At 70.7% G+C, this 21,238-nt stretch carries 20 protein-coding genes; 10 read left to right on the forward strand and 10 right to left on the reverse strand.

Translation table 11 applies throughout. From position 1 onward, the window contains the following. The first annotated feature begins 151 nt into the window (after positions 1–151). From EDD93_RS36140 to EDD93_RS36155, 4 genes are all read left to right on the forward strand, one after another. Entirely contained in the window at positions 152–1,003 is an 852-nt protein-coding gene (locus EDD93_RS36140; protein WP_123530667.1) for a Scr1 family TA system antitoxin-like transcriptional regulator, read from the forward strand. An 8-nt stretch (positions 1,004–1,011) separates the two neighbouring features. Beyond that, positions 1,012–1,203, forward strand: a complete 192-nt coding sequence (locus EDD93_RS36145; RefSeq protein ID WP_123530669.1) for a hypothetical protein — start codon at positions 1,012–1,014, stop codon at positions 1,201–1,203. A 276-nt stretch (positions 1,204–1,479) separates the two neighbouring features. Then, positions 1,480–2,454, forward strand: a complete 975-nt coding sequence (locus tag EDD93_RS36150) for an acyl-ACP desaturase (RefSeq protein WP_123530671.1) — start codon at positions 1,480–1,482, stop codon at positions 2,452–2,454. Positions 2,455–2,551: 97 nt separating this feature from the next. Next, positions 2,552–3,481, forward strand: coding sequence for a chitosanase (locus EDD93_RS36155; RefSeq protein WP_123530673.1), 930 nt, complete (start codon positions 2,552–2,554; stop codon positions 3,479–3,481). Between the two features lie 123 nt (positions 3,482–3,604). On the opposite strand, the gene EDD93_RS36160 is transcribed toward EDD93_RS36155, so the two are convergent. The 9 genes from EDD93_RS36160 to EDD93_RS40750 all read right to left on the reverse strand — a co-directional run bounded on the left by EDD93_RS36160 (position 3,605) and on the right by EDD93_RS40750 (position 10,743). After that, a complete protein-coding gene (locus EDD93_RS36160) occupies positions 3,605–3,859 on the reverse strand; it encodes a WhiB family transcriptional regulator (RefSeq protein ID WP_123530675.1) in 255 nt (84 codons plus the stop codon). Positions 3,860–3,943: 84 nt separating this feature from the next. After that, on the reverse strand, positions 3,944–4,729 hold the full coding sequence (locus tag EDD93_RS36165) for a VOC family protein (RefSeq protein ID WP_123530677.1): 786 nt from the start codon (positions 4,727–4,729) through the stop codon (positions 3,944–3,946). A 112-nt stretch (positions 4,730–4,841) separates the two neighbouring features. After that, the gene (locus EDD93_RS36170) at positions 4,842–5,915 is read right to left on the reverse strand and encodes an LLM class flavin-dependent oxidoreductase (protein ID WP_123530679.1); all 1,074 of its coding nucleotides are present in this window, start codon (positions 5,913–5,915) and stop codon (positions 4,842–4,844) included. 4 nt (positions 5,916–5,919) lie between these two features. Further along, complete coding sequence (locus EDD93_RS36175; protein WP_123530681.1) at positions 5,920–6,807, reverse strand: ABC transporter substrate-binding protein; 888 nt, start codon at positions 6,805–6,807, stop codon at positions 5,920–5,922. Next, complete coding sequence (locus tag EDD93_RS36180) at positions 6,808–7,566, reverse strand: ABC transporter ATP-binding protein (protein ID WP_123530683.1); 759 nt, start codon at positions 7,564–7,566, stop codon at positions 6,808–6,810. Continuing rightward, positions 7,563–8,414 (reverse strand): ABC transporter permease, encoded by an 852-nt coding sequence (locus tag EDD93_RS36185; RefSeq protein WP_123530685.1) that lies wholly within the window; start codon positions 8,412–8,414, stop codon positions 7,563–7,565. The genes EDD93_RS36180 and EDD93_RS36185 overlap by 4 nt, the downstream gene beginning before the upstream one ends. Beyond that, entirely contained in the window at positions 8,411–9,433 is a 1,023-nt protein-coding gene (locus tag EDD93_RS36190) for an NrtA/SsuA/CpmA family ABC transporter substrate-binding protein (RefSeq protein WP_123531636.1), read from the reverse strand. Before EDD93_RS36190 ends, EDD93_RS36185 begins: the two co-directional genes overlap by 4 nt. Positions 9,434–9,471: 38 nt before the next feature. Further along, positions 9,472–10,476: an ABC transporter substrate-binding protein gene (locus EDD93_RS36195; RefSeq protein WP_123530687.1), complete on the reverse strand. Its 1,005-nt coding sequence runs from the start codon at positions 10,474–10,476 to the stop codon at positions 9,472–9,474. 156 nt (positions 10,477–10,632) lie between these two features. Further along, the gene (locus tag EDD93_RS40750) at positions 10,633–10,743 is read right to left on the reverse strand and encodes a putative leader peptide (protein ID WP_311318354.1); all 111 of its coding nucleotides are present in this window, start codon (positions 10,741–10,743) and stop codon (positions 10,633–10,635) included. A 195-nt stretch (positions 10,744–10,938) separates the two neighbouring features. On the opposite strand from EDD93_RS40750, the gene EDD93_RS36200 reads away from it, so the two are divergent. The 4 genes from EDD93_RS36200 to EDD93_RS36210 all read left to right on the forward strand — a co-directional run bounded on the left by EDD93_RS36200 (position 10,939) and on the right by EDD93_RS36210 (position 15,111). After that, positions 10,939–11,721: an IclR family transcriptional regulator gene (locus EDD93_RS36200; protein ID WP_123530689.1), complete on the forward strand. Its 783-nt coding sequence runs from the start codon at positions 10,939–10,941 to the stop codon at positions 11,719–11,721. A 104-nt stretch (positions 11,722–11,825) separates the two neighbouring features. Beyond that, positions 11,826–14,072, forward strand: coding sequence for a DEAD/DEAH box helicase (locus EDD93_RS36205; protein ID WP_123530690.1), 2,247 nt, complete (start codon positions 11,826–11,828; stop codon positions 14,070–14,072). A 164-nt stretch (positions 14,073–14,236) separates the two neighbouring features. Further along, positions 14,237–14,374, forward strand: coding sequence for a hypothetical protein (locus EDD93_RS39830; protein WP_185092631.1), 138 nt, complete (start codon positions 14,237–14,239; stop codon positions 14,372–14,374). Positions 14,375–14,457: 83 nt separating this feature from the next. Beyond that, positions 14,458–15,111 (forward strand): restriction endonuclease, encoded by a 654-nt coding sequence (locus tag EDD93_RS36210; RefSeq protein WP_260256106.1) that lies wholly within the window; start codon positions 14,458–14,460, stop codon positions 15,109–15,111. Between the two features lie 45 nt (positions 15,112–15,156). Here EDD93_RS36210 and EDD93_RS36215 read toward each other — a convergent pair whose 3' ends face one another. Further along, entirely contained in the window at positions 15,157–16,242 is a 1,086-nt protein-coding gene (locus tag EDD93_RS36215; RefSeq protein WP_123530694.1) for a multicopper oxidase domain-containing protein, read from the reverse strand. Between the two features lie 263 nt (positions 16,243–16,505). Here EDD93_RS36215 and EDD93_RS36220 point away from each other — a divergent pair, with 263 nt between their 5' ends. Both EDD93_RS36220 and EDD93_RS36225 read left to right on the forward strand, forming a co-directional pair. After that, positions 16,506–18,995 carry a ThuA domain-containing protein gene (locus EDD93_RS36220; RefSeq protein ID WP_123530696.1) on the forward strand — a complete coding sequence of 830 codons (2,490 nt, stop codon included), beginning with the start codon at positions 16,506–16,508 and terminating at the stop codon, positions 18,993–18,995. Continuing rightward, positions 18,992–21,232 carry an OmpL47-type beta-barrel domain-containing protein gene (locus EDD93_RS36225; protein ID WP_123530698.1) on the forward strand — a complete coding sequence of 747 codons (2,241 nt, stop codon included), beginning with the start codon at positions 18,992–18,994 and terminating at the stop codon, positions 21,230–21,232. Before EDD93_RS36220 ends, EDD93_RS36225 begins: the two co-directional genes overlap by 4 nt. The last annotated feature ends 6 nt before the right edge of the window (positions 21,233–21,238 follow it).

A 21,238-nucleotide genomic window follows, 5' to 3' on the forward strand; every position in this document is an offset into this window, starting at 1 on the left:
TCCCGGTTCGTGTGGCGACGGTCACACAGAGGCATGGTCGCCCCGTGTGAGACTTACGCTACCGACCGTAGCCCACAAGTGGAGCACAGTGCTACTACTTGTGTTGTTCCGGTCATTTCACTGACTCCCCACACCCGGAAGGACACACACCGTGCCTCCCAGGAGCACCCCGACCGCCCGGCAGCAGCGCCTCGGGTACGAACTGCGCAAGCTGCGCGAGCAGTCGGGAATGACGGCCCAGCAGGCCGCCGCACTGCTCGGCGTCGACCGCACCCGGATCCCGAACATCGAATCGGGCCGTTTCGGCATCAGCGCCGAACGGGTCCGCACCCTCGCCTTCAACTACGGCTGCCCCGACACCGGCCTCGTGGACCTGCTGGCCGAGATGGCGCAGGAGAGAGCCAGGGGGTGGTGGGAGGAGCATCGCGGACTCCTGCTGCCCAGCCTGCTGGACATCGCCGAACTGGAGTTCCACGCGGAGGAGTTGCACACCGCGACCACCACGCACATCCCGGGGCTGCTGCAGACCGAGGAGCACGCGCGGGCGGTCTTCGACACCGCCGACCCCCAATTGCCACGCCCCGACCTGATGGCCCGGCTCTCGCTGCGGCTGCGCCGCCAGGAGGTGCTCGAACGGGACCGGCCACCCCTGTACGAGGCGGTGGTCCACGAGGCCGCCCTCCGGATGCAGTTCGGCGGCCCCAAGGTCACCGAGGCGCAGCTGAAGCACATCCTCGCCCAGTCCGAACGGGACCGGACGACCGTCCGGGTGATCCCGTTCGCGGCCGGCGGGTTCCCCGGCGCCGGGCAGTCCTTCACATATGTCAGCGCGGCGGTCCCCCAGCTCGATACCGTGCAGCTCGATTCCTCGCACGGCTCGATGCTGCTCGATGCGGACATGCAACTGCGGCGCTACCGAGGACTGTTGGAGCGGCTTCGGGCGCTCGCACTACCCGTCGAGGAATCACGCGAATTCATCCGGTGCATAGCCAAGGACCTCTGAGGAGAGACATGAACGACATCTGCTGGGACGAGGCGTTCTGCAGCGAGGGCGCGAACTGCTTCCGTTTCGGACTGGACGACCAGGGCCGCGCCTACATCGGCTCCACCACCGACACCGCCACCTACGTCAGCGACTCCGTGGAGGCACTGCGGGCACTGATCTTCGCGGTGAAGTCCGGCGCGGCGGATCATCTGATCTGATCCGCCTCCGGCCGAGCCCCCTGTGCGCCGTGTGCTCCGAGTACGCCGACTGTTCAGAGCCCATCGCCACCGGGGGCCGGGCCCGGTCTTTTCGCTTTTCTGACCCCCTCCCCCACAGCCGTCCTGACCCTCCGTATACCGGACTGACCTGCGACTATCACGCAAGGTAGGCGAATATCCCCCGGGTGGGCTTGGCTCCGGCCTTACTGCCGCTTTAACCTACGGTCTCGTAACCTACGAAGCCGTAGGTAATTCTCCCGTCCCCAGGAGCTCCCCGTGACGATCACCTCTCCCCACCTCGGCAGTTCACAGGCGTGGACTGACGCCCAACTGCTGTACGCGCTGGAAGAGGTGGTGGAGAAGGAACTCAACCGCCATCTCAAGGTCGCCAAGGACTGGATGCCGCACGAGTACGTGCCCTTCTCCGACGGCCGGAATTTCCCCGGCGTCTTCGAGGACGGCCAGGCGTGGGAGTCCGAGCAGTCCAAGGTCACCGACATCGGCAAGATCGCCCTGGTGGTGAACCTGCTGACCGAGGACAACCTCCCCAGCTACCACCACGAGATCGCCTCGCTCTTCGGCCGCGACGGCGCCTGGGGCACCTGGGTGCACCGCTGGACGGCCGAGGAGGGCCGGCACGGCATCGTGATGCGCGACTACCTGCTCACGTCGCGCGCGGTCGACCCGGACAAGCTGGAGCAGTTCCGGATGGCGCACATGGCGGAGGGCTTCGAGTCCGACAACCGCCACTCGATGCTGCACTCCGTGGCGTATGTCGCCTTCCAGGAGCTGGCCACCCGGGTCTCCCACCGGAACACCGGCCACCAGTCGGGCGACCCGGTCTGCGACCGGATGCTGGCGCGGATCGCCACCGACGAGAACCTGCACATGGTGTTCTACCGCAACCTCCTGGGCGCGGCCTTCGAGCTCGCCCCGGACCTGACGATGATGTCCGTGCGCGATGTCGTCGTGGGCTTCCGGATGCCCGGCCACGGCATGCCCGGCTTCGAGCGGGCCGCCGCGCAGATGGCGATCGGCGAGATCTACAACATGCGCATCCACCACGACGACGTCATCCAGCCCGTGCTGCGCTACCTGAAGGTGCTGGACATCGACGGGCTCGGCCCGGAGGGTCTGAAGGCGCAGGAGGAGCTCGGCCTGTACATGAACGGGCTGGACAGCGAGGCCTCGAAGTTCGACGAGAAGCTGGCCGCGCGCAAGGCGCGGATGGCCGCCCGCGCCCAGGCCTGACGCTCCGGCCCCGCCCCGCCTCGCGGCGACCGCTCGCCGCGGGGCGGGGTGGCCCTCACAGCGGGCTCGCGGACCGTACTCTGTGCCGGTGAAACCTGTGACGCGTTTCGTTCTCTTCGCCGCGCCGATAGCCATCGCCGCCTCCATCCTCCTCAACGGCGGCGGCGGCGACGATCCCGAGCCGTCCGCCGGCTCCCCCGCCGGCGGCTCCGCAGCAGCCGCGGACCCGGCCGACGCCTCCGTGGGCCCCGACCCGTACGCGGCCGCGAACGACGAGGAACGCCGTCAGCTGGACGAGCGCGTCGAGGCGATGCCCGCCGGACTGGCCGCACCGGCAAAGCGCGAGCTGGCCTGGAAGCTGCTGGCGACGTCGGAGAGCTCGACGCTGGACTGGCACAGCCAGTACGGCGTGATCGACGACAACGGCGACGGCACCGGCTACACCGCCGGGATCGTCGGATTCTGCTCCGGAACGCACGACATGCTCACGTTCGTCGAGGCATTCACCAAGGACCATCCGGACAGCCCGCTGAAGCGGTACGTCCCCGCTCTGCGTGAGGTCGACGGCACCGGCTCGCACAAGGGCCTGGACCCCGGCTTCACGGCCGCGTGGAAGCAGTCGGCCGAGGACCCGGTGTTCCGCGCCGCACAGGACCGCGTCAGGGACAAGCAGTACTTCGAGCCGGCCGTACGGCTGGCCAAGCTGGACGGACTCGGCACGCTCGGCCAGTTCATCTACTTCGACGCGATGGTGCTGCAGGGCCCGGGGACGGAGCCCGACGCCTTCTACGGAATCCGGAAGGCGGCCCTGGCCGAGGCCGACACGGTCGACGAGGGCGGCGACGAGAAGGCCTATCTGGACGCGTTCCTGGACGCCGCGCGGGCCGTGATGAAGTCGAAGAAGAACCAGCACGACACCTCGCGCATCGACACGGCGCAGCGGGAGTTCCTGTACGACGGCAACCTGGGGCTGACTCCGCCGCTGACGTGGAAGATGTACGGCGAGACCTTCCACGTGGCGTCCTGACCAGGGCGTGTCGTCGAACTGCCGTCGTCGCCCGGCAGACGGCAGTTCGACGACACGCCCCAGGGGCACACGGGCGTCGTGTCGCGGGGCGTCCGGCCGGGGTCACCGGCCCGGCGCCCGCGATCACGCCCGGTCGCGCTCCGCTCTGCGCAGCCGGTCCCGCTCCTTCTCGGAGAGCCCGCCCCACACACCGAAGCGCTCGTCGTTGTCGAGGGCGTACTCCAGGCAGGCCTGACGCCCTTCGCAGGCGTTGCAGAGCTGCTTGGCCTCCCGGGTGGAGCTGCCGGGGGCGGGGAAGAAGAACTCGGGCCCCGCCTGCGCGCACAGCGCAGTCTCCTGCCAGGCGAGAGCGGGGTCGGTCGGGGTGTTGATCAGCATGCAGCACACAGTGCCGTGCCGCGATAAACGACTGATCAACGACGCATCAATCACAGGCCCCGGGCCGCCGGGGCCTGGCGGCGGCTACGCGCTCCTGATCACCGCGAACGGCGCACCGCAGGGATCGGTGACGTTGGCGAACCTGCCCACGCCCTCCATCTCCAGCGGCTCCAGTGTCAGCTTGCCGCCCAGCCGCTCGACCTCGGCCACCGTGGCGTCGCAGTCCTCGACCTCGATGTACGGCAGCCAGTGCGGGCCCACGGCCGCCCGTGCCGGTACGGCGTCGAGCGGGACGAGCCCGCCGAAGGAGCTCTCCTCGCCGCCGCCCGCAGTCCGGACCACCGTGTACGAGCCGCCGCCGTCCGGATAGGGCATCTGGCTGCTCTCCCAGCCGAGGACCGCACCGTAGAACGCCGCGGCGGCCGGGACGTCCGGGGTGTACAGCTCCGCCCAGCACAGGCTGCCGGTGTCCCCCGCGACCCCGAGCCCCGCGAGCCGCTTCGGCTGCCAGATACCGAAGTACGCCCCGCCCCGGTCGGTGAACCCGCCCATCCGGCCGAATTCCAGCACGTCCATCGGCGCGAACGGCGCCGAACCGCCGGACTTCTCCACGAGCCGCGCGGTGGCGTCGACGTCCGCCGACCGGAAGTACACCGACCAGGACGACTTCGACTGCTCCTCGGGCACCGTCATCACGCCGCCGACCGACTTCCCGTCGAGCGTGAACATGCCGTAGCCACCGGTCTCGGGGCCACCGGCCTCGTACCCCCAGCCGAAAAGAGCGGTGTAGAAGGCCGTGGCACCGTCGAGATCCGGGGTGCCGAGATCCAGCCAGTTGGGGGCTCCGTCGACAAAACGGGTGGTGAGCATGGGGTGCTCCTTCGGTCGTCCCGTTCTCGGACACATCAGGTTTCCTCCTGATGTGTCCGAGTCTTGCACCGGGCACCGACAACCGCAGTCCGTCCGCACCGGTGCGGACGGCTCAGCGGGTGACGCCCAGTGCCGGGAGCACCGTCTCGGCCACCCGGTAGGCCTCTTCCAGCAGTGGGTTGCCGGAGAGGATGAAGGTGTCCACACCCAGGTCCTGGAACTCCTTGAGCCGTTCGACGACCTGCGCGGTGGAACCCACCACGGCGGTTCCGGGACCCGGGCGGAAGAGGCTCATCCCCGGCCACATGTTGGGGTGCACCTCCAGCTCCCGGGCGTGCGCCGGGACCCTCCCGCCGTGCTGGCGGAACTGGCGCTGCCAGCCCACCCCGTCCTCACCCGCCCGGTCGCCGAGCTGACGGGCGTACGTGGCGTCGCTGGTGACGTCGAGGAGCCGGTCGGCCGCGGCCCACGCCGCGTCCTCCGTGTCCCGGACGATGAGGTGCAGCCGCAGCCCGATCCTGAGCGTGCGCCCGTACGCGGCGGCCCGTGCCCGGACCTTCGCCAGCTTCTCCTTCAGCAGGTGCGGGGGCTCGCCCCAGGTCAGGAAGACGTCGACGTGCTCGGCCGCCATCTCGATGCCGGGGTCGGACGAGCCGCCGAACCAGAGCGGGATGTGCGAGTCCTGGACCGGCTTCAGCTCCCGGAAGGAGGCGCCGGCGTTCTTCAGGTCGTAGAAGCGGCCCTTGTGGTCGAAGACCTCGCCGGCCGTCAGCCGTTTCACGATCGACCAGTACTCCGCGCTCAGCTCGTACCGTTCGTCGTGCTCCACGTGGAGGCCGTACTCCTGGAGCGACCGGGTCGAACCGTTGACCACGTTGAACCGCAGCCGGCCCCCGAACAGGGTGTCGAAGCTGAGCGCCATCTTGGCGAGCAGGGTCGGTGAGATGAGTCCGGGGTGGACGGCGAGCAACGGTTTGAAGCGGGTGCTGGTCGACGCGGCGAGCGCGCTGCCGAGCGGCCAGACGTCGTAGAGATCGGTGGCCAGCAGCGCACCGCTGTAGCCGAGCCGCTCGACCGTGCCGGCCAGCTGGGAGAGGTAGCCCAGGTCCACCGGGCGCCGCCCCTCGGGCTCCCAGGGGTAGGAGCCCTCACGCGGGATGATGTACCAGAGGACTTCGGTCGCCATGTCGTCATACCGCCTTTTCGGCGGCAGCACGGGCGCGGGCGTCGCCGACGGTGACCGGCCGCTCGATGAAGCCGGTGCGGTGGAAGATGTCGGCGGCCTCCTGCTGCTCGGTGATGAACGCGTCCGTGACCGGTTCGATCGTCCAGGGCAGGGATTCGAGCGCGGTCTCCCAGTCGTCCGCCGATCCGCCGAGGTCGGCGGCGGCGATCTCGGCGGCCTGCCGGGGGTGGGCCGCCGCCCAGTCGTCGGCTCGCCGCAGCGCCCGGGTCAGGGCCTCGATGACCTCGGGCCTGGATTCCGCGAGGTCCCTGCGGGTGAAGAAGACGGAGCGGTCGCTGATGACGTCGCCGGTACGGATCAGGGTCCGCAGGCCCCCGGTGCGCCGGGCGGCGGCCAGCCGGTCGCCCTGGGCGACCCATGCGGCGATCTCCCCCGCCCGCAACGACCGTTCGCTGTCGTCGCCGCTGCGGACGGCGGTGATGTCGTCGGCGTAGGAGAGCCCAGCGTCGTCGAGGGCCTTGGCGATCAGATGGGTCTGCCAGGAGCCGATCGCGAGGTGCACGGTCGACCCCTTGAGGCCGGCGACCGTGCGCACGGGGCTGTCCTCGGGGACGAGGATCGCGCCGTGTTCGGGACGGGGGGCGGAGACCGCGGTGTAGACGAGGTCGTGGCCGGCGGCCTGGGCGGTGATCGGCGGGGTCGATCCGGTGCCGCCGAAGTCGATGACACCGCTGGTCAGGAGTTCACCGGTACGCACGCCGTTGGTGTACGGGTGGAAGACGACCCGCTCGCCCAGCGGGGCCAGCTCCTCCTGGGCGAAGCCCAGACGGGAGAGGTGGTACAGGAAGTAGAGGGACGGATTGCTGCTGTGGACACCGATGGTCAGGGTCATTCAGATCACTCCGGCTTCGGCACGGTCGGGGGTTGGGGTGGGCTTCGGGGCGGTCTCGACCCCGAGGTCGTCGAGCAGTCGCCGGCGCAGGGCCGCGAACGCCGGATCGCCGGGGTCGCGCGGCCGGGCGACGTCGACGCTCTCGTCGGTGACGAGCCGCCCGTCGCGCAGGACGGCGACCCGGTCGGCCAGCCGTACGGCCTCGTCGACGTCGTGGGTGACCAGCAGGACGGCGGGCCGGTGCCGGCGGCACAGCTCGCCGACCAGGTCCTGCATCTTCAGCCGGGTCAGGGCGTCCAGCGCGGCGAAGGGCTCATCGAGCAGCAGGAGTTCGGGTTCGCGGACCAGGGCACGGGCGAGGGCCACACGCTGAGCCTCACCGCCCGAGAGGGTGGCGGGCCAGGCCTCGGCGTGGCGTTCCAGACCGACCTCGGCCAGGGCCCGGAGCCCGTCCGCCGAACGGCTGCGCGGCAGCGCCACCGTCACGTTGGCCAGGACCTTCTTGGACGGTACGAGCCGGGGTTCCTGGAAGACGACGGTGCGGGCCTCCGGGACGAACACCTCTCCCCCGTCGGCCCCGTCGAGGGCGCCCAGGATGCGCAGCAGCGTCGTCTTCCCGCTGCCGCTGGCGCCCAACAGGGCGACGAACTCGCCCCGGGCGATGTCGAGTCGGAGCCCGTCGAGGACGGCCCGGTCACCGAAGACGCGGCGCAGGCCCCGCACCCGTACGGCCGGAACGGGGGTCGTGCGGGCGGTCATCGGGCCACTCCCTGTCGGGTGCGCCACGGCATCAGTACGCGCTCCAGCAGCCGTACGAGGATGTCGGCGGCCAGTCCGAGGAGCCCGTAGACCAGGATGCAGACGGCGAGGATGTCGGTACGGGCGTAGCTCTGGGCCTGGGACATCAGGTAGCCGATGCCGGCCGTGGCGTTGATCTCCTCCGCGGCGATCAGCGCGATGACGCTCAGGGTCATGGAGAGCCGCAGCCCGGCGAGCAGGGACGGCAGGGCGCCGGGCAGGACCACTTCGCGGACGAGTGCGAGGCGGCCCATGCCGAAGCTCCGCATGGCCTCGATGAGTTTCGGGTCGGTGTCGCGCACCCCGCTCGACGTCGACACGTACATCGGGAAGGTGGTGGCGACGGCGATGAGCAGGATCTTCGCCGTCTCGTTGATGCCGAACCAGACCATGAACAGGGGCACCAGGGAGAGGAAGGGAATGGTGCGCAGGGTCTGGAGCGAGGAGTCGAGGAGTTCGTCGCCGAGCCGGGTGAAGCCGGTGGTGATGCCGAGCGTGAGCCCGGCGGCGAGCCCGATCAGCAGGCCGAGTCCGGAGCGGGTGAGGGAGGTGGTGAGGGCGTCCGGGAGCTGCCCGTTGCCCCACAACTCGCCTACTGCCCGCAGTACTTCACCGGGTGATGCCAGTACGTCGGGGGTGAGGAGTCCGGTCGCTGAGGCCACCCACCACAGGGCGAGCAGGGCCACCGGTCCGATGGCGCGGACGGCGAGTGCGTAGCCCCTGCCCCGGGCCCTGCGGAGCTGGGGGCGCGGTACGACGAGCCCGGCGGGCGGGGTGGTGGCGTGCGGCGCGGCGCTGAGGCCGCTCATGTCAGTTTCCCGATGTCGAGCAGGTGCGCGGCGACATCGACGCGGTCCTTGGTGACCTTCTGCTCGGCGTAGAACGCGGCGACGTCCTGGAAGCGCTTCGTGTCGTCGGCGCCGATGGGCTCGACCGTGCCGCCCTTGGCGGTGAACTCCGTCTGCACCTTCTTGGCCTTGCCGGTGACGGCGGTGGGGCCGACGTCCGTGAAGACGTTGAGGTAGGCGGCCGGGTCCCGCTTCTCCTTGGCGCTGGCCTCGTGGAGGTACTGGTAGAGGGCCTTCACGACCTTCGGGTGCTGCGCGGCGAAGTCCGTCCGCACGGCGTTGAGGCTGTAGTTGTCGGAGCCGATCGCCGCGCCGTCGGCGACGAAGTGCGCCTTGCCGCTGCCGATCTCGGCGACCGCGTAGGTGGCCCAGACGGCCCAGGCGTCGACCTTGCCCGCGTTGAAGACCGCCGCGGTCTGGTCGGGGCGGAGGTAGACCCGGGTGACCTTGTCCGCCGGGATGCCGGCCTTGGCGAGGGCCTTCAGCAGCAGGTACTCACCGGTGCCGCCCTGGTTGACGGCGACCTTCTTGCCGACCAGATCCGCGACCGAGCCGATCTTCGAGCCGCTCCTGACGAGGATGCCCTCGCCCGCCGCGTCCGGGGCGACGGCGGTGAAGAACTTGAAGCCGGGACGCTGGGCGAGCGAGGTGATGCCGGAGGTGATGGAGCCGGTGGCGATGTCCAGCTGGTCGGCGTTCATCGCCTGGGCGGCGGGGGCGAAGGGGCCCGCGCTGCCGGTCCATTGCACCTTGGCGCCCACCGCGGACAGGGCCCTGTCGAGGCTGCCGTCCTTCTTGCCGCGTGCGAGGACGCCCGAGTTGCCGGGGTCGGGAATGCGGACGGACACGGTGGCGCTGCTGCCGGAAGTCCGGCCGGCGCTGTCCGCCCCGGAGGTCCCGCAGGCGGTGAGGGCCAGGAGCGCGGTGGCGGTGAGGAGCGCCGGCCGGACGGCCGTGCGCAGCGATCGGGGGAGATTCATGATGAGGGGTTCTCCGGTGTTCATGGGTCTCGTAGGACTCATCGGGCGGAAGTGCGGCGGGCGGACTCGGTCGCGCGCCGCAGCGGCCCGTGGTCGGCCCAGGCCGCGATGTCGACGGGCTCGGGCAGGAATCCGTGGGCGCGCAGGCCGGCCTCCTGCGCGGCGAGCAGGGCGAGGCGTTCGGCCGACAGGTCGGGGTGGAGGCTGAGGTGGGTGCCGGGCCGGTAGGCGCCGGCGACGCCGTCGGCTCCCGCCCCGGTCTCCGCGCCGAGGATGCGGTCGACCTCGGCGGGCTGTCCGGCGGCCCAGTCGGCGGCCCTCAGCAGCACGGCGAGGAAGCGGTCGACGAGGTCGGGATGGTCGTCGAGCAGCTGCTGGTGGACGGTGATGGGGCGCGGGGTGCCGTTGTTGACCCGGAACCGGCGGTCGGGCAGTTCGTCGAGCTCGACGGCCACCTCGGCGCCGGCCCGGCGGGCAGCCTCGACGGCCAGCGCGCCCTTCACGTACACCGCGTCGACGTCACCGCGCCGCAGCGCGGCCAGTTCGGCCGCCCACTGTCCGTCGTGCCCGGCGGCCGGCACATCGACGAGCACCGCTTCGTCGAGCCCCAGACCGGCCGAGGCGAGCGCGCCCTCGAAGCCGCGCAGCGCCATGGCGCGCCAGAAGTCGATGGCGATGTCGTGCTCGGGCAGGGCGAGGCGCAGCCCGCGCAGTGCGCCGGCGCCCCGGATTCCGGAACCGGGTGCGACCAGGACGGTCTGCCGTTCCTCGATCCAGGTGAGCCCGACCAGCCGGGTCCGCTCGCCACGCGAACGGGCCCACAGCGCGGGAACGTTGCCGCCCTCCCGGAAGAGGCCGGGCAGGGAGTGGGTGTAGTGCGCGGCACGGTCGGCGTCCGGGGCTGCGTCCTGGAGGGAGCGGACGGTGATGCCGTCGGCGGCGAACTCGTCGGTGAGCCATTGCCGGTCGGCGGCGATGCCGGTGGCGGTGGGTACGGGACAGCGGGTGAACCAGAGCGTCCGGGGCAGGACGGCGTGCGTCATGGAGTCTTCCCGAGGATCGGTGAAACGGGGCGGTGAGACGGGGGCGTGAAACGGGGGCCATGGGCATGGCGCGTACGTCCCCGGTCCGGGCAGCGCGTACCGCAGCGGCCCGTGCCGCGGCGGAGTGACGCGGGGGCGGAGAAGAAGACGGGGAGGTCAGCGACAGGCGGCGCTGGACACGCGGGCCAGGTCTATGTGACGGCGCAGCGTGAGGGCGAGCGGGACCGGAGCGGCGTGGGCGTGGGGCGCGGTTCGGCTGTCGGCCACGGCACTGCTCCCTTCGGCTCGTCGGTGGTGACGGGCCGAAGCCTGCCACGGACCGGATCCGGCCCACAACTCGCTTCCCATGATGTGGGACCGGGCGTGAACGCAGTGTTTCCCAGGGAGGTTTCATGCCTTCCCGCCTCCCGTAATGTGGCAATCTCGGGCCCCGCACCCCCCACGAGCGGAGAGTGAACCCCCATGACCGAGGCCGCCGCAGCACGCGCTCCCGGCGGGGCGCAGGCGGTACAGCGCGCCCTGGACGTCCTGCACTGTTTCCACGACAACGGCCCCGACCTGAGCGCGTCGGATCTCGCCCGGCGCCTGGCCCTGTCGGTCTCCACGGCCCACCGGCTGGCCCGCACCCTGCTGGGCGCCGGTTTCCTGGAGCAGGACGCCCGAACGTCGCGCTACCGGCTCGGGCCCGCCGTGACGGAGCTCGGCCGCCTCTCGTACCACCAGCGGGGGCTGCACCTGGCCGCTCCGGAGCTGGCGGATCTCGCCGAGCGCACGGGCGCCACCGCCGACCTCGCGCTGCGCAGCGGACCGCATGCGGTGATCGTCGCGGGCGGTTCGGTGACGCCGAAGGTGGGGCTGCGGCGGCCGCTGCACTCCACGGCGCTGGGCAAGGTGCTGCTGGCCTGGGCGAGGCCCGGCGAGGGAGGCCCCTTCTCACTGCCCCCGCTGCCCGCGTTCACCGACCGCACCATCGTCGAACCGGCAGCCCTGGAGGCGGAGCTGGCCCGGGTGCGCTCCGATACCTACGCCCTCAACGACGGGGAGTCGGCCCATGGGGTGCGCACCCTGGCGGTGCCCGTGCTGGACGGCGCCGGGCACGCCCGGTTCGCCCTGGCGGTACGGGCCACCCCTTCCGTGATCACCGAGGGGCGCACCGACTGGTTCCTGACGCAGGCCCGCTCCTGCGCCCGCGCACTGGAGGTCCTGCTGCTCTCACCGGCACAGCGCCGGCCGCCCGCTCCCTGAGCCGTCGCGTCCTCCCGCGCTGTCAGCCGCGCATGGGACGATACGAGTCGCTCCGGCCGGTTGCCGGGAGCGGTGGTGAGACCCGCGGGGACAGAGGGACGTACATGACTGAGGCCGTGCCCGCCGAGGGCGGGGTGCCGACCGGGCGGGCCGCCCGGGAGCTGCTCGCGCGGGCCGAGCAGCTGCTGGACGCGGCTCGCGGGGTGCTGGCCGATCACACCCGCGCCGTCGACGCGGTACGGGCCGCGCTCGACCCGCTGCTCGACGCCCTCGTCGGCGGAGAGCTGGCGGGCATCCCGGTGTCCAGGCTGAAGGACGTCACCGAGGGCCGGCTGCGCGTCGGCGCGTTCGAGCAGGCCGGTCTCACGAACGTCGCCGAGGTGCACGGGGCGAACCGGTACGAGCTCCGCCAGATCCCCGGCGTCGGCGCGCAGACCGCCGATCAGGCGCTCGCCGCGGCGAACCGGATCGCGCACGCCGTACGGGACACGGTCACGGTGCGGATAGCCGTGGAGTCCCCGGACGACGCCACGACCGCTCTGGTCACCGCGTTGTACCGGCTGGTCGAGGCGGGGCCGGACGTGCGGCGGGCGGTGGACGGGGCCCGCGGCCTGGCCGAGCGGCTGGATCCGCTGCTGGCCGCGGCGGCCCCGGCCAGGGGGCGGCTGCGGATGCTCTTCGCCCGGCGGCCGGCACGGGCGCAGGCGCTGGCCGCCCTCGCGGAGGTCCGGGCCGTGACGGCCGAGGCGGCGGAGCGGGAGCTCCCGCTGCTGTTCGGGCAGGTGTCGGTCGACCTGCTGCGCGACCCTGACTCCGCGGTCGCGGCCTGGGTCGACTTCGAGGTGCGCTCCGCCGAGTACTACAGCCTGCTCGCCGAGATGTCCGGCACCGGACCCGACCGGGACGCGGCCGAGGGGTTCCTGCCCTCCGGGATCGCGGACCGGGTGCGCGGGCTGCGGCTGGACGACGCGCGGCTGCGGGTGTCGCTGCGCGGTTACCAGTCGTTCGGGGCCCGCTTCGCGCTCGCGCAGAAGCGGGTGATCCTCGGCGACGAGATGGGGCTCGGCAAGACCGTGCAGGCCATCGCCGCGCTGGCCCATCTCGCGGCCCGGGGCGAGACCCACTTCCTGGTGGTCTGCCCGGCGAGCGTGCTGATCAACTGGGCCCGCGAGGTCCGGTCCCGCTCGACGTTGCGGGTGCTGCCCGTGCACGGTCCGGAGCGGCAGGACGCGTTCGCGCAGTGGCGTGCGGACGGCGGGGTCGCCCTCACCACGTTCGACGCCCTGCACACCCTCCCCGACGCGGACGGCACCGGGCTGCGGCCCGGGATGCTCGTGGTCGACGAGGCCCACTACGTCAAGAACCCCGCCACCCGCCGTTCCCGGGCGGTCGCCGGCTGGTCGCAGCGGACCGAGCGGGTGCTGTTCCTCACCGGCACACCGATGGAGAACCGGGTGGAGGAGTTCCGCAGCCTCGTCCGCCAGCTCCAGCCCGAACTGGCCCCGTTGATCAGCACCAGCCACGGCGCCGCCGGATCCCAGACCTTCCGCCGGGCCGTGGCACCCGCCTATCTGCGCCGCAATCAGGAGGACGTCCTCACCGAACTCCCGGCGCTGGTCCAGGTCGACGAGTGGGAGGAGTTCAGCCCGGCCGATCTGCTGGCCTACCACGAGGCGGTGGGCGCCGGGCAGTTCATGCGGATGCGCCGGGCCGCGTACGCCGCTCCGGCCACCTCGGCGAAACTGAACCGGTTGCGCGAACTGGTCGCGGAGGCCTCGGGCAACGGCCTGAAGGTCGTGGTGTTCTCGTACTTCCGCGAGGTGCTGGAGACGGTCCGCCAGGCTCTGGACGGCGATGTGTTCGGCCCGTTGTCGGGCAGCGTGCCGGCCGCCCGGCGCCAGGAGCTGATCGACGCCTTCACGGCGGCGGACGGCCACGCGGTGCTGCTGAGCCAGATCCAGGCCGGCGGGATCGGGCTCAACATGCAGGCCGCCTCGGTCGTCATTCTCTGCGAGCCGCAGATCAAGCCGACGATGGAGCACCAGGCGGTGGCCCGCGCCCACCGGATGGGCCAGATACGCACGGTCCAGGTGCACCGGCTGCTCGTGGCGGACAGCGTCGACGAACGCATGCTGGACATCCTGGCCCGCAAGGAGCGGCTGTTCGACGCGTACGCACGGCGCAGCACCGTCGCCGAGACGACACCGGACGCCGTGGACGTGTCGGACGGATCGCTGGCCCGCCGCATCGTCGAGGAGGAACAGCAGCGCCTCGCCGCCGAGGCGAGGCCGAAAGCGGACACCGGCACGGGCACGGACATCGGGAGCCCGGCCTCGGGAGCCGGTGTCTGACGGCTCCCCGCGACGCACAAAGCATCCGCAAGAACGTTCTCCTGCGGCATTCGGCCAGAGGATCGTTTTACTGCCATTTACCGGCAACTCGGTCACGACGCCGCCGAGTCACGGCTAGACAAGAGGGCCGGGGCCGATGTCCGCTGCCCTCTTCGGTACAGGCCGTGTTCTGGTGGGAGGTCCGGCAGTTGCTGACGATCAATGTGGCTGTGCTGCTCGCGGTCATCGTCTTCGTCCGGCTGCGCCGGCGTACCGAGGCCCGGAGCCGGCTCGCGAACGGCGTTACGCAGTCGGGCCGATGAGCCGCCCGGTGCGCAGGGGCCGGGCGGCACGTCGACCGGCCAGGCGTCCGCCGGCGCGGCGCCGTACCCGCAGCACGAGCGGCATGCGGCGCCGGCGCGCGGACGACCGGATGCTCGGCCGCCTCCTGGCGGCCGTCCTGGCCGTCGTCCTCGCAATGGCCCTGGTCAACTGGCTGCTGGTCCACTGGTGGATCCTGATCGCCATCGGCGCGGCTGCGGCACTGGCCGGCGGCGGGCTGCTCCACCGGAGGCGGCAGCACGCGCGGTGGGAAGCGGTCCGCGCGCAGGGCCTGCGGTACGAGCTGTCCCAGCTGGATGCCCTGCACCACACCCGTTTCGAGGACGCCGTACGGGACCTGATGCGCCGCGACGGCTGCCAGGACGCGCTCCGGGTGGGCGGCGGCGGGGACCTCGGCGCCGACGTGAAGGCCACCGACCCCTTTGGGCGCCGCTGGGTGATCCAGTGCAAACACCGGCGCGCCGGTCTGGCCGGCTCCGCGGTGGGGACACCGGATCTCCAGGTCCTCAACGGCACCGCCCGCCAGGTGCACGGAGCCGACATCGCGGTGATCGTGACGAACGGCAGGGTCACCGCACCCGCTGTGGTCTTCGCCGAACAGCAGCGGCTGCACGTCGTGGACCGGCACACCCTCGCGGCGTGGGCGTCCGGCTCCCGCCCGCTGTGGAAACTGCTCCGGGCCGTCCCGCCCCCACGCCGGCCGACCGCCCTGTCCTGAGCGGTTCCCGCCGGTCCAGGAGCGGCGGGCGCGGCCCCTCACCCGTCAGTGGCCGTCGTGCGCCGCCGCCTTGTCCGAGCTCTTGGCATCAGAGGTCTTGGCGTCGGGTGACTTGGCGTCCGGTGACTTGGCGCCAGAGGCCTTGGCATCCGGTGACTTCGCGGCGTGCGAGGACATCGAGTGCGCCTCGTGGCCCGGCACCGTCCCGTCGGCCTTGGCGACCAGCAGCATCCCGGCCATGCCCATGTCGGAGTGGCTCTGCACATGGCAGTGGTACATCCAGGCACCCGCGCCCACGTGTTCACCGGCGATGACCTGGAAGCCGAACGAGTCGGCCGGTCCGACGATCTTCGTGTCGATGACCCGGGTCGGGTCGTCGGGGCCGGTGAGCATGCCCGTCCGGTTGTCCGCCCAGCGGTGACCGTGGACATGGAAGGTGTGGTAGTACTCGCCGTGCGTGATCATGACGACTTCGAGCCGGTCCCCCACCGTGGTCTCGAAGTCGGGGCTCTGGTCGGCGGGCTTGTTGTTGATCAGCATGTCGTTGAAGACGATGGTGATCGTCTTGTCCGGCAGGATGTCGCCCTTGCGGCGGACGATCACCGGCCCGTACAGCCCCTTGCGGATGCCGCCCGTGCCGTGATCGGTGCCGACGACGTGGTCGTGGTAGTGCCAGTAGCCCGCACTGCCCGCCTGCCAGGTGCCGTCCTTCCTGCGGCCCGGGGCATGGGTGCGCCAGGTGTAGGTCCGGGTCTCGCCGGGTTCGACGATGCTCTTGTTCATCCGGGTGCCGTCGCTCGCGATGTCGTAGTCGACGCCGTGCGCGTGGAGACTGGCCGCCACGTCCATCGTGTTCTCGAACTCGATGTGCAGGGTGTCGCCCTCGTTGATCTCGATGAGCGGGCCGGGGATCGAGGCCTTGCCCTTCTCGAAGCCGTACCCCATCTGTCCGTCCGGCAGCTTCTCCGCGTACATCTTGAGGTGGCGGACCACGCCTCCCGCCGGGGCCGTCCGGGGCGGGTTCTCGGCGGAGGTGGCCTCGATCGCACCGAGGGACAACGATGTCACCCCGGTTGCCGCCGCCACCCCGCCGCCCATCAGAATCCGCCGGTTGAAGCTACGTCGATCCATGTCGAACTCCCCACTTTCAGACGGGTGTTGCGGAGAAACCCAAGGCAACTGCGGCGCGCGGCGCAGAGGTACGCAGGTCATGGCGGTCAACGCCGCCGGGCACGGGTGGTCCTCGGGGACGGGCCATACCGTAGCCCGGGGATCTTCGTTTATCCACACTAAGGACAAAGTTCGTGCGATTGCTGCCATAGCTATTGGCGAGTCGCGAAAAGAGGTCTAGCTTCATGCGCTGTTGCAGTGACCAAAGAGGGGTGGGTGACCACATGCAGCGCACACCACATCACAGGTCCAGATCGCGACGCGGACTTGCGGCGGCCGTAGCGGCCGGCGCACTGACCGCATCCCTGCTCGGCGGCAATGCCGCCAGTGCCAGGCCGTATCCCGGACCGCACGAGTCCATGGCGACAACGTTGTCCCTGCCTACGCCGCCCGGCGGCGCTAACGTGAAGGTGCTGGTCTTCCACGCCTCCGCGTCCGATGAGTCCCCGACGGTCGACGCCGGTATCTCGGCGATCGAGAAGATCGGGCTCACCGGGCCGGAGGCGGGCCGCTTCAAGACCGTGGCCAGTGACGACCCAGCCGTCTTCACCAACGGCAAACAGCTCGGCAAGTACAACGCCGTCGTCTTCCTGACGGGCGGCGGCGATGTCCTGGACCCGGAGCAGGAGGCCGGTCTGGAGGCGTACATGGAGGCCGGCGGCGGCTTCCTCGGCATCCACGACGCGGCGCGCACCGAGCCGTACTCGGACTGGTTCACCGGACTGGTCGGTGCCCGTCCGGCGGCCGACAGCCCCACCGCCGTACAGCGCGCGACGGTGGAGATCGGGGACCGGCAGCACCCGGCGACCAAGAACCTCCCGCTGGAGTGGAAGCGTCCCGACAAGTGGCTGAACTGGAAGGAGAACCCGTCCGGCGACGTGCACACCGTGGCACGCGTCCGGGAGATCACCTACAAGCCGGGGGCGAGCGCCAACGGCTGGGACCACCCGGTCTCCTGGTGCCGTGACTACGACGGCGGCCGGTCCTTCTACACCGCGATGGGCGGTACGGTCGACAGCTTCGCGGAGGCCGACTTCCGCGACCACCTGCGCGGCGCGCTCGACTGGACGACCCGGATCTCGCAGGCCGACTGCAAGGCGACGATCACCTCCAACTACAAGGCGGAGCGCGTCACCCAGCCCAACCAGCCCGGGAAGAACGACCAGATCGGCGAGCCGCACGGTCTGGTGACCGCACCCGACGGGCGCGTGCTGTACATCGGCCGCGGCGGCGCCGACAGCAGCGTTCCGGTCGTCACCGACTGGAAGGACCCGAACGTCGGCAAGGGTCTGGGCCAGATCCACGTCTACGACCCGAAGACGAAGAAGGTCACCCTCGCGGGAGAGCTGACGGTCTTCGGCAACAAGGGCGGCGGCGACGAGCTGGTCAAGGTCGAGGAGGGGCTGCTCGGCATCGAGCTCGACCCGGACTTCGAGAAGAACGGCTGGGTGTACCTGCACTACACACCCCACGACAAGATCGACCGCGACAAGCAGATGGCGGTCCGCCAGGTCTCCCGGTTCACCATGGACCTGGCCACGAACAAACTGGACCTCTCCTCGGAGAAGGTGCTGCTGCACTGGCCGGTCCAGATCCACAGCTGCTGCCACGCGGGCGGCGGCATGGCCTGGGACTCCAAGGGCAACCTGTACATCGCGGCCGGTGACAACAACTCCTCCCAGTTCAGCGACGGTTACTCGGGCAACAACCCGGAGCCGAACTACAAGGGCGTCTCGTTCGCCGATGCCCGGCGCACCGCGGGCAACACGAACAACCTCAACGGCAAGATCCTTCGGATCCACCCCGAGGACGACGGCACCTACACCCTGCCCCAGGGCAACCTGTTCACCGGCAAGGAGACCGACGAGGGCGGTGGCAAGACCCGGGGCGAGATCTACGTGATGGGTGTGCGCAACCCGGCCCGGATCTCCGTCGACAAGTCGACCGACACGCTGTACGCGGGCTGGGTCGGCCCCGACGCGGGCGAGCCGAGCACCACCTGGGGCCCCGCCAAGTACGACACGTTCGCCGCGATCACCCAGGCGGGCAACCGCGGCTGGCCGTACTGCATGGGCAACAAGCAGCCCTACCGGGACCGCAATCTGCCCGATCCGAGCAAGCCGCTCGGCTGGTACGACTGCGACCACCCCAAGAACGAGTCGCCCAACAACGACGGCCTGGTGAACCTGCCGCCGGTCACCGCGAACAACATCTGGTACTCGCCGCAGGGCGGCGGCGTGGACTACCCGCGCGACGAGAACGGCATCCCGAGCTACAAGGTGGAGGACCAGAAGGAACTCCTGCCCTGGCTCAAGGGTGGCGGCCAGGCCACGATGAACGGCCCGGTCTACCGGTACGACGAGAAGGCCGGCGCCGACAAGTGGCCGTCCTACTGGGACGGCAAGTGGTTCGTCGGTGACTTCTACGACGACACCCAGCCCAGGCACGCCGTGCTCACCGACCCGAAGACGGTCGGTAAGGGCGGGCTGCCCACGCACGCCGAGTCCCTCAAGGAGATCATCCCGGTCGGCGCAACCGGCATCCGCAACCTGATGGACTGGAAGTTCGCCCCGGACGGTTCGCTGTACGTCCTGGACTACGGGCGCGGCTTCTTCACCTCCGACTCCAAGTCCGCGCTGTGGCGCGTGACGTACAAGGGCGGCGCAGCGACCCCGGCCGCCAAGGATCTGGCCAGGAAGGCGGCAGTGAAGTGAGACACCGTTCGATCTACTTCCGAAGGCGGTCACGGCCCGCCCGGCTGTGGCTCGCCCTGCTGGGGTCGTTCCTCATGGTGCTGGGACTGACCTCGACGGCGGCCTACGGGCGGACCGTCGCCCCGGCCGGCGCGGCGGCCGCCGACCAGGTGCTCACCTGGACGGCCGGCAACCCCATCGACCACTACCTGTCCGCACCGAAGACGGCGGTGGCCGGCAAGGCGACCATCGTCTTCGAGAACAGTGAGGGGACCGGGAACACCAGCGGGATGCCGCACACGCTGACCTTCAGCGTCTCGGACCCGGAGTTCAACAACGACGTCCCCCTGAACCTGCTGGCCAACCCGGGCGACGACAAGGGCGGCAAGCAGACGGCGGAGGTCACGCTCACCCCCGGCCGGTACTTCTACCACTGCACGATGCCTGGGCACGAGGCGATGCAGGGCATCCTGACCGTGACCGACGGGGGCGGCGGTGAGGACACCGCCGCACCCGAGACCTCGGCCAAGGTCGACGGCGACAAGAACGCCGACGGCGCCTACATCGGCTCCGCGACGGTCACCGTCGCGGCCACCGACGAGGGCTCGGGCGTCGACACCGTCGAGTACGCGGTCGGTGCCGACGGCGCCTGGCAGCCCTACACCGCGCCCGTCGTCGTGAACGAGGTAGGCGCGCACGTCATCCGCTACCGCGCCACCGACAAGGCGGGCAACGCCGCCGCCGAGAAGACGGCGGAGTTCACCGTCGCTGCCCCTCCGACGGACGACACCACGGCCCCGGAGACCTCCGCGACCGTGTCCGGTGAGAAGGACGACCAGGGGCAGTACCTGGGCATGGCGACGGTCACCGTGACCGCCTCCGACACCGGGTCCGGCGTCAACACCATCGAGTACGCGGTCGGCGCGGACGGCGCCTGGCAGCCGTACACCGGTCCCGTGATGGTGCACGAGGTGGGGGCGCAGAAGGTCCGCTACCGCGCCACCGACAAGGCGGGCAACGCCGCCGCCGAAAAGGCGGTGGAGTTCACCGTCGTCGAGCCGCCGACGAAGGACACCACACCGCCGGAGACCTCCGCGAAGGTCGCGGGCGACAAGAACTCCGACGGCGCCTACCTCACCAGCGCCAAGGTGACGGTCACCGCGACCGACGCCGACACGGGCGTCGACAAGGTCGAGTACTCGCTGGACGGCGGTCCGTACCTCGCGTACACCGACACCGTCATCGTCGACCGCGTCGGCTACCACTCCGTCGCCCACCGGGCCACGGACAAGGCGGGCAACACCTCCGAGGCGAAGAAGACGTCGTTCACCGTCGCACAGAGCGGCGGCGTGCCGGCGCCGAACTGCCCGGAGTTCGACGTACGGCTCACCGTCATCGTGGGCACCGTCGACACCGGGGTCCCCAACCGGATCACCGGCAACCGCTGCACGATCAACGAGCTGATCGAGGACGAGAAGGACTGGTCGTCGCACGCGCTGTTCCTCAAGCACGTCGACAAGGTCCTCGACCAGCTGCTCACCGCCGGGGTGGTCGACGCCCGCGAGGTCAAGAAGATCTACAAGGCGGCCAAGCAGTCGGGGGTCGGCAAGCCGGGCCAGGACGAGGGCTACCACAAGCTCTTCGACGGCACGGCGGCCTCGTTCGCCAAGTGGCAGCAGGTCGGCGGCGGGCAGTTCTCGCTGAACGAGGAGGACGGCTCGCTCAACAGCTCCACCACGGTGGACGGCATGGGCATGCTGTGGTTCCCGGGCCGCCAGTACGGGGACTTCTCGCTGAAGCTCCAGTTCCGGGACGACGCCCCGGGCGCGGGCAACGCCAACGGCGGTGTGTTCGTGCGGTTCCCGAACGTCCACGACAACCCGGAGGAGCCGAATCCGGAGTGGGTCGCCATCAAGTACGGCCATGAGATCCAGATCAACGACCGGCCGGACGGCGACATGTACAAGACCGGTTCGGTGTACGGATTCGACCGGGTGGGTCTCGGCGGCGCCGGGGTCACGCCCAAGGGCACCTGGAACGACTACGAGATCCGGGTGGTGGACCAGCACTACTCGATCTACCGCAACGGTGTCCTGCTCAACGAGTTCGACAACATCGGCGGTCAGGTCTTCGAGCCGCCGCGGGGCGACGACCCGGGCACCGACGGCCGGCGGTACGCCTCCGGCTACATCGGTCTCCAGGTCCACAGCACCTCGGACGTGATCTCCTACCGGGACATCCGGATCCAGGAGCTCTAGGCACGA

This window comes from Streptomyces sp. 840.1 (assembly GCF_003751445.1).
Taxonomy (GTDB): domain Bacteria; phylum Actinomycetota; class Actinomycetes; order Streptomycetales; family Streptomycetaceae; genus Streptomyces.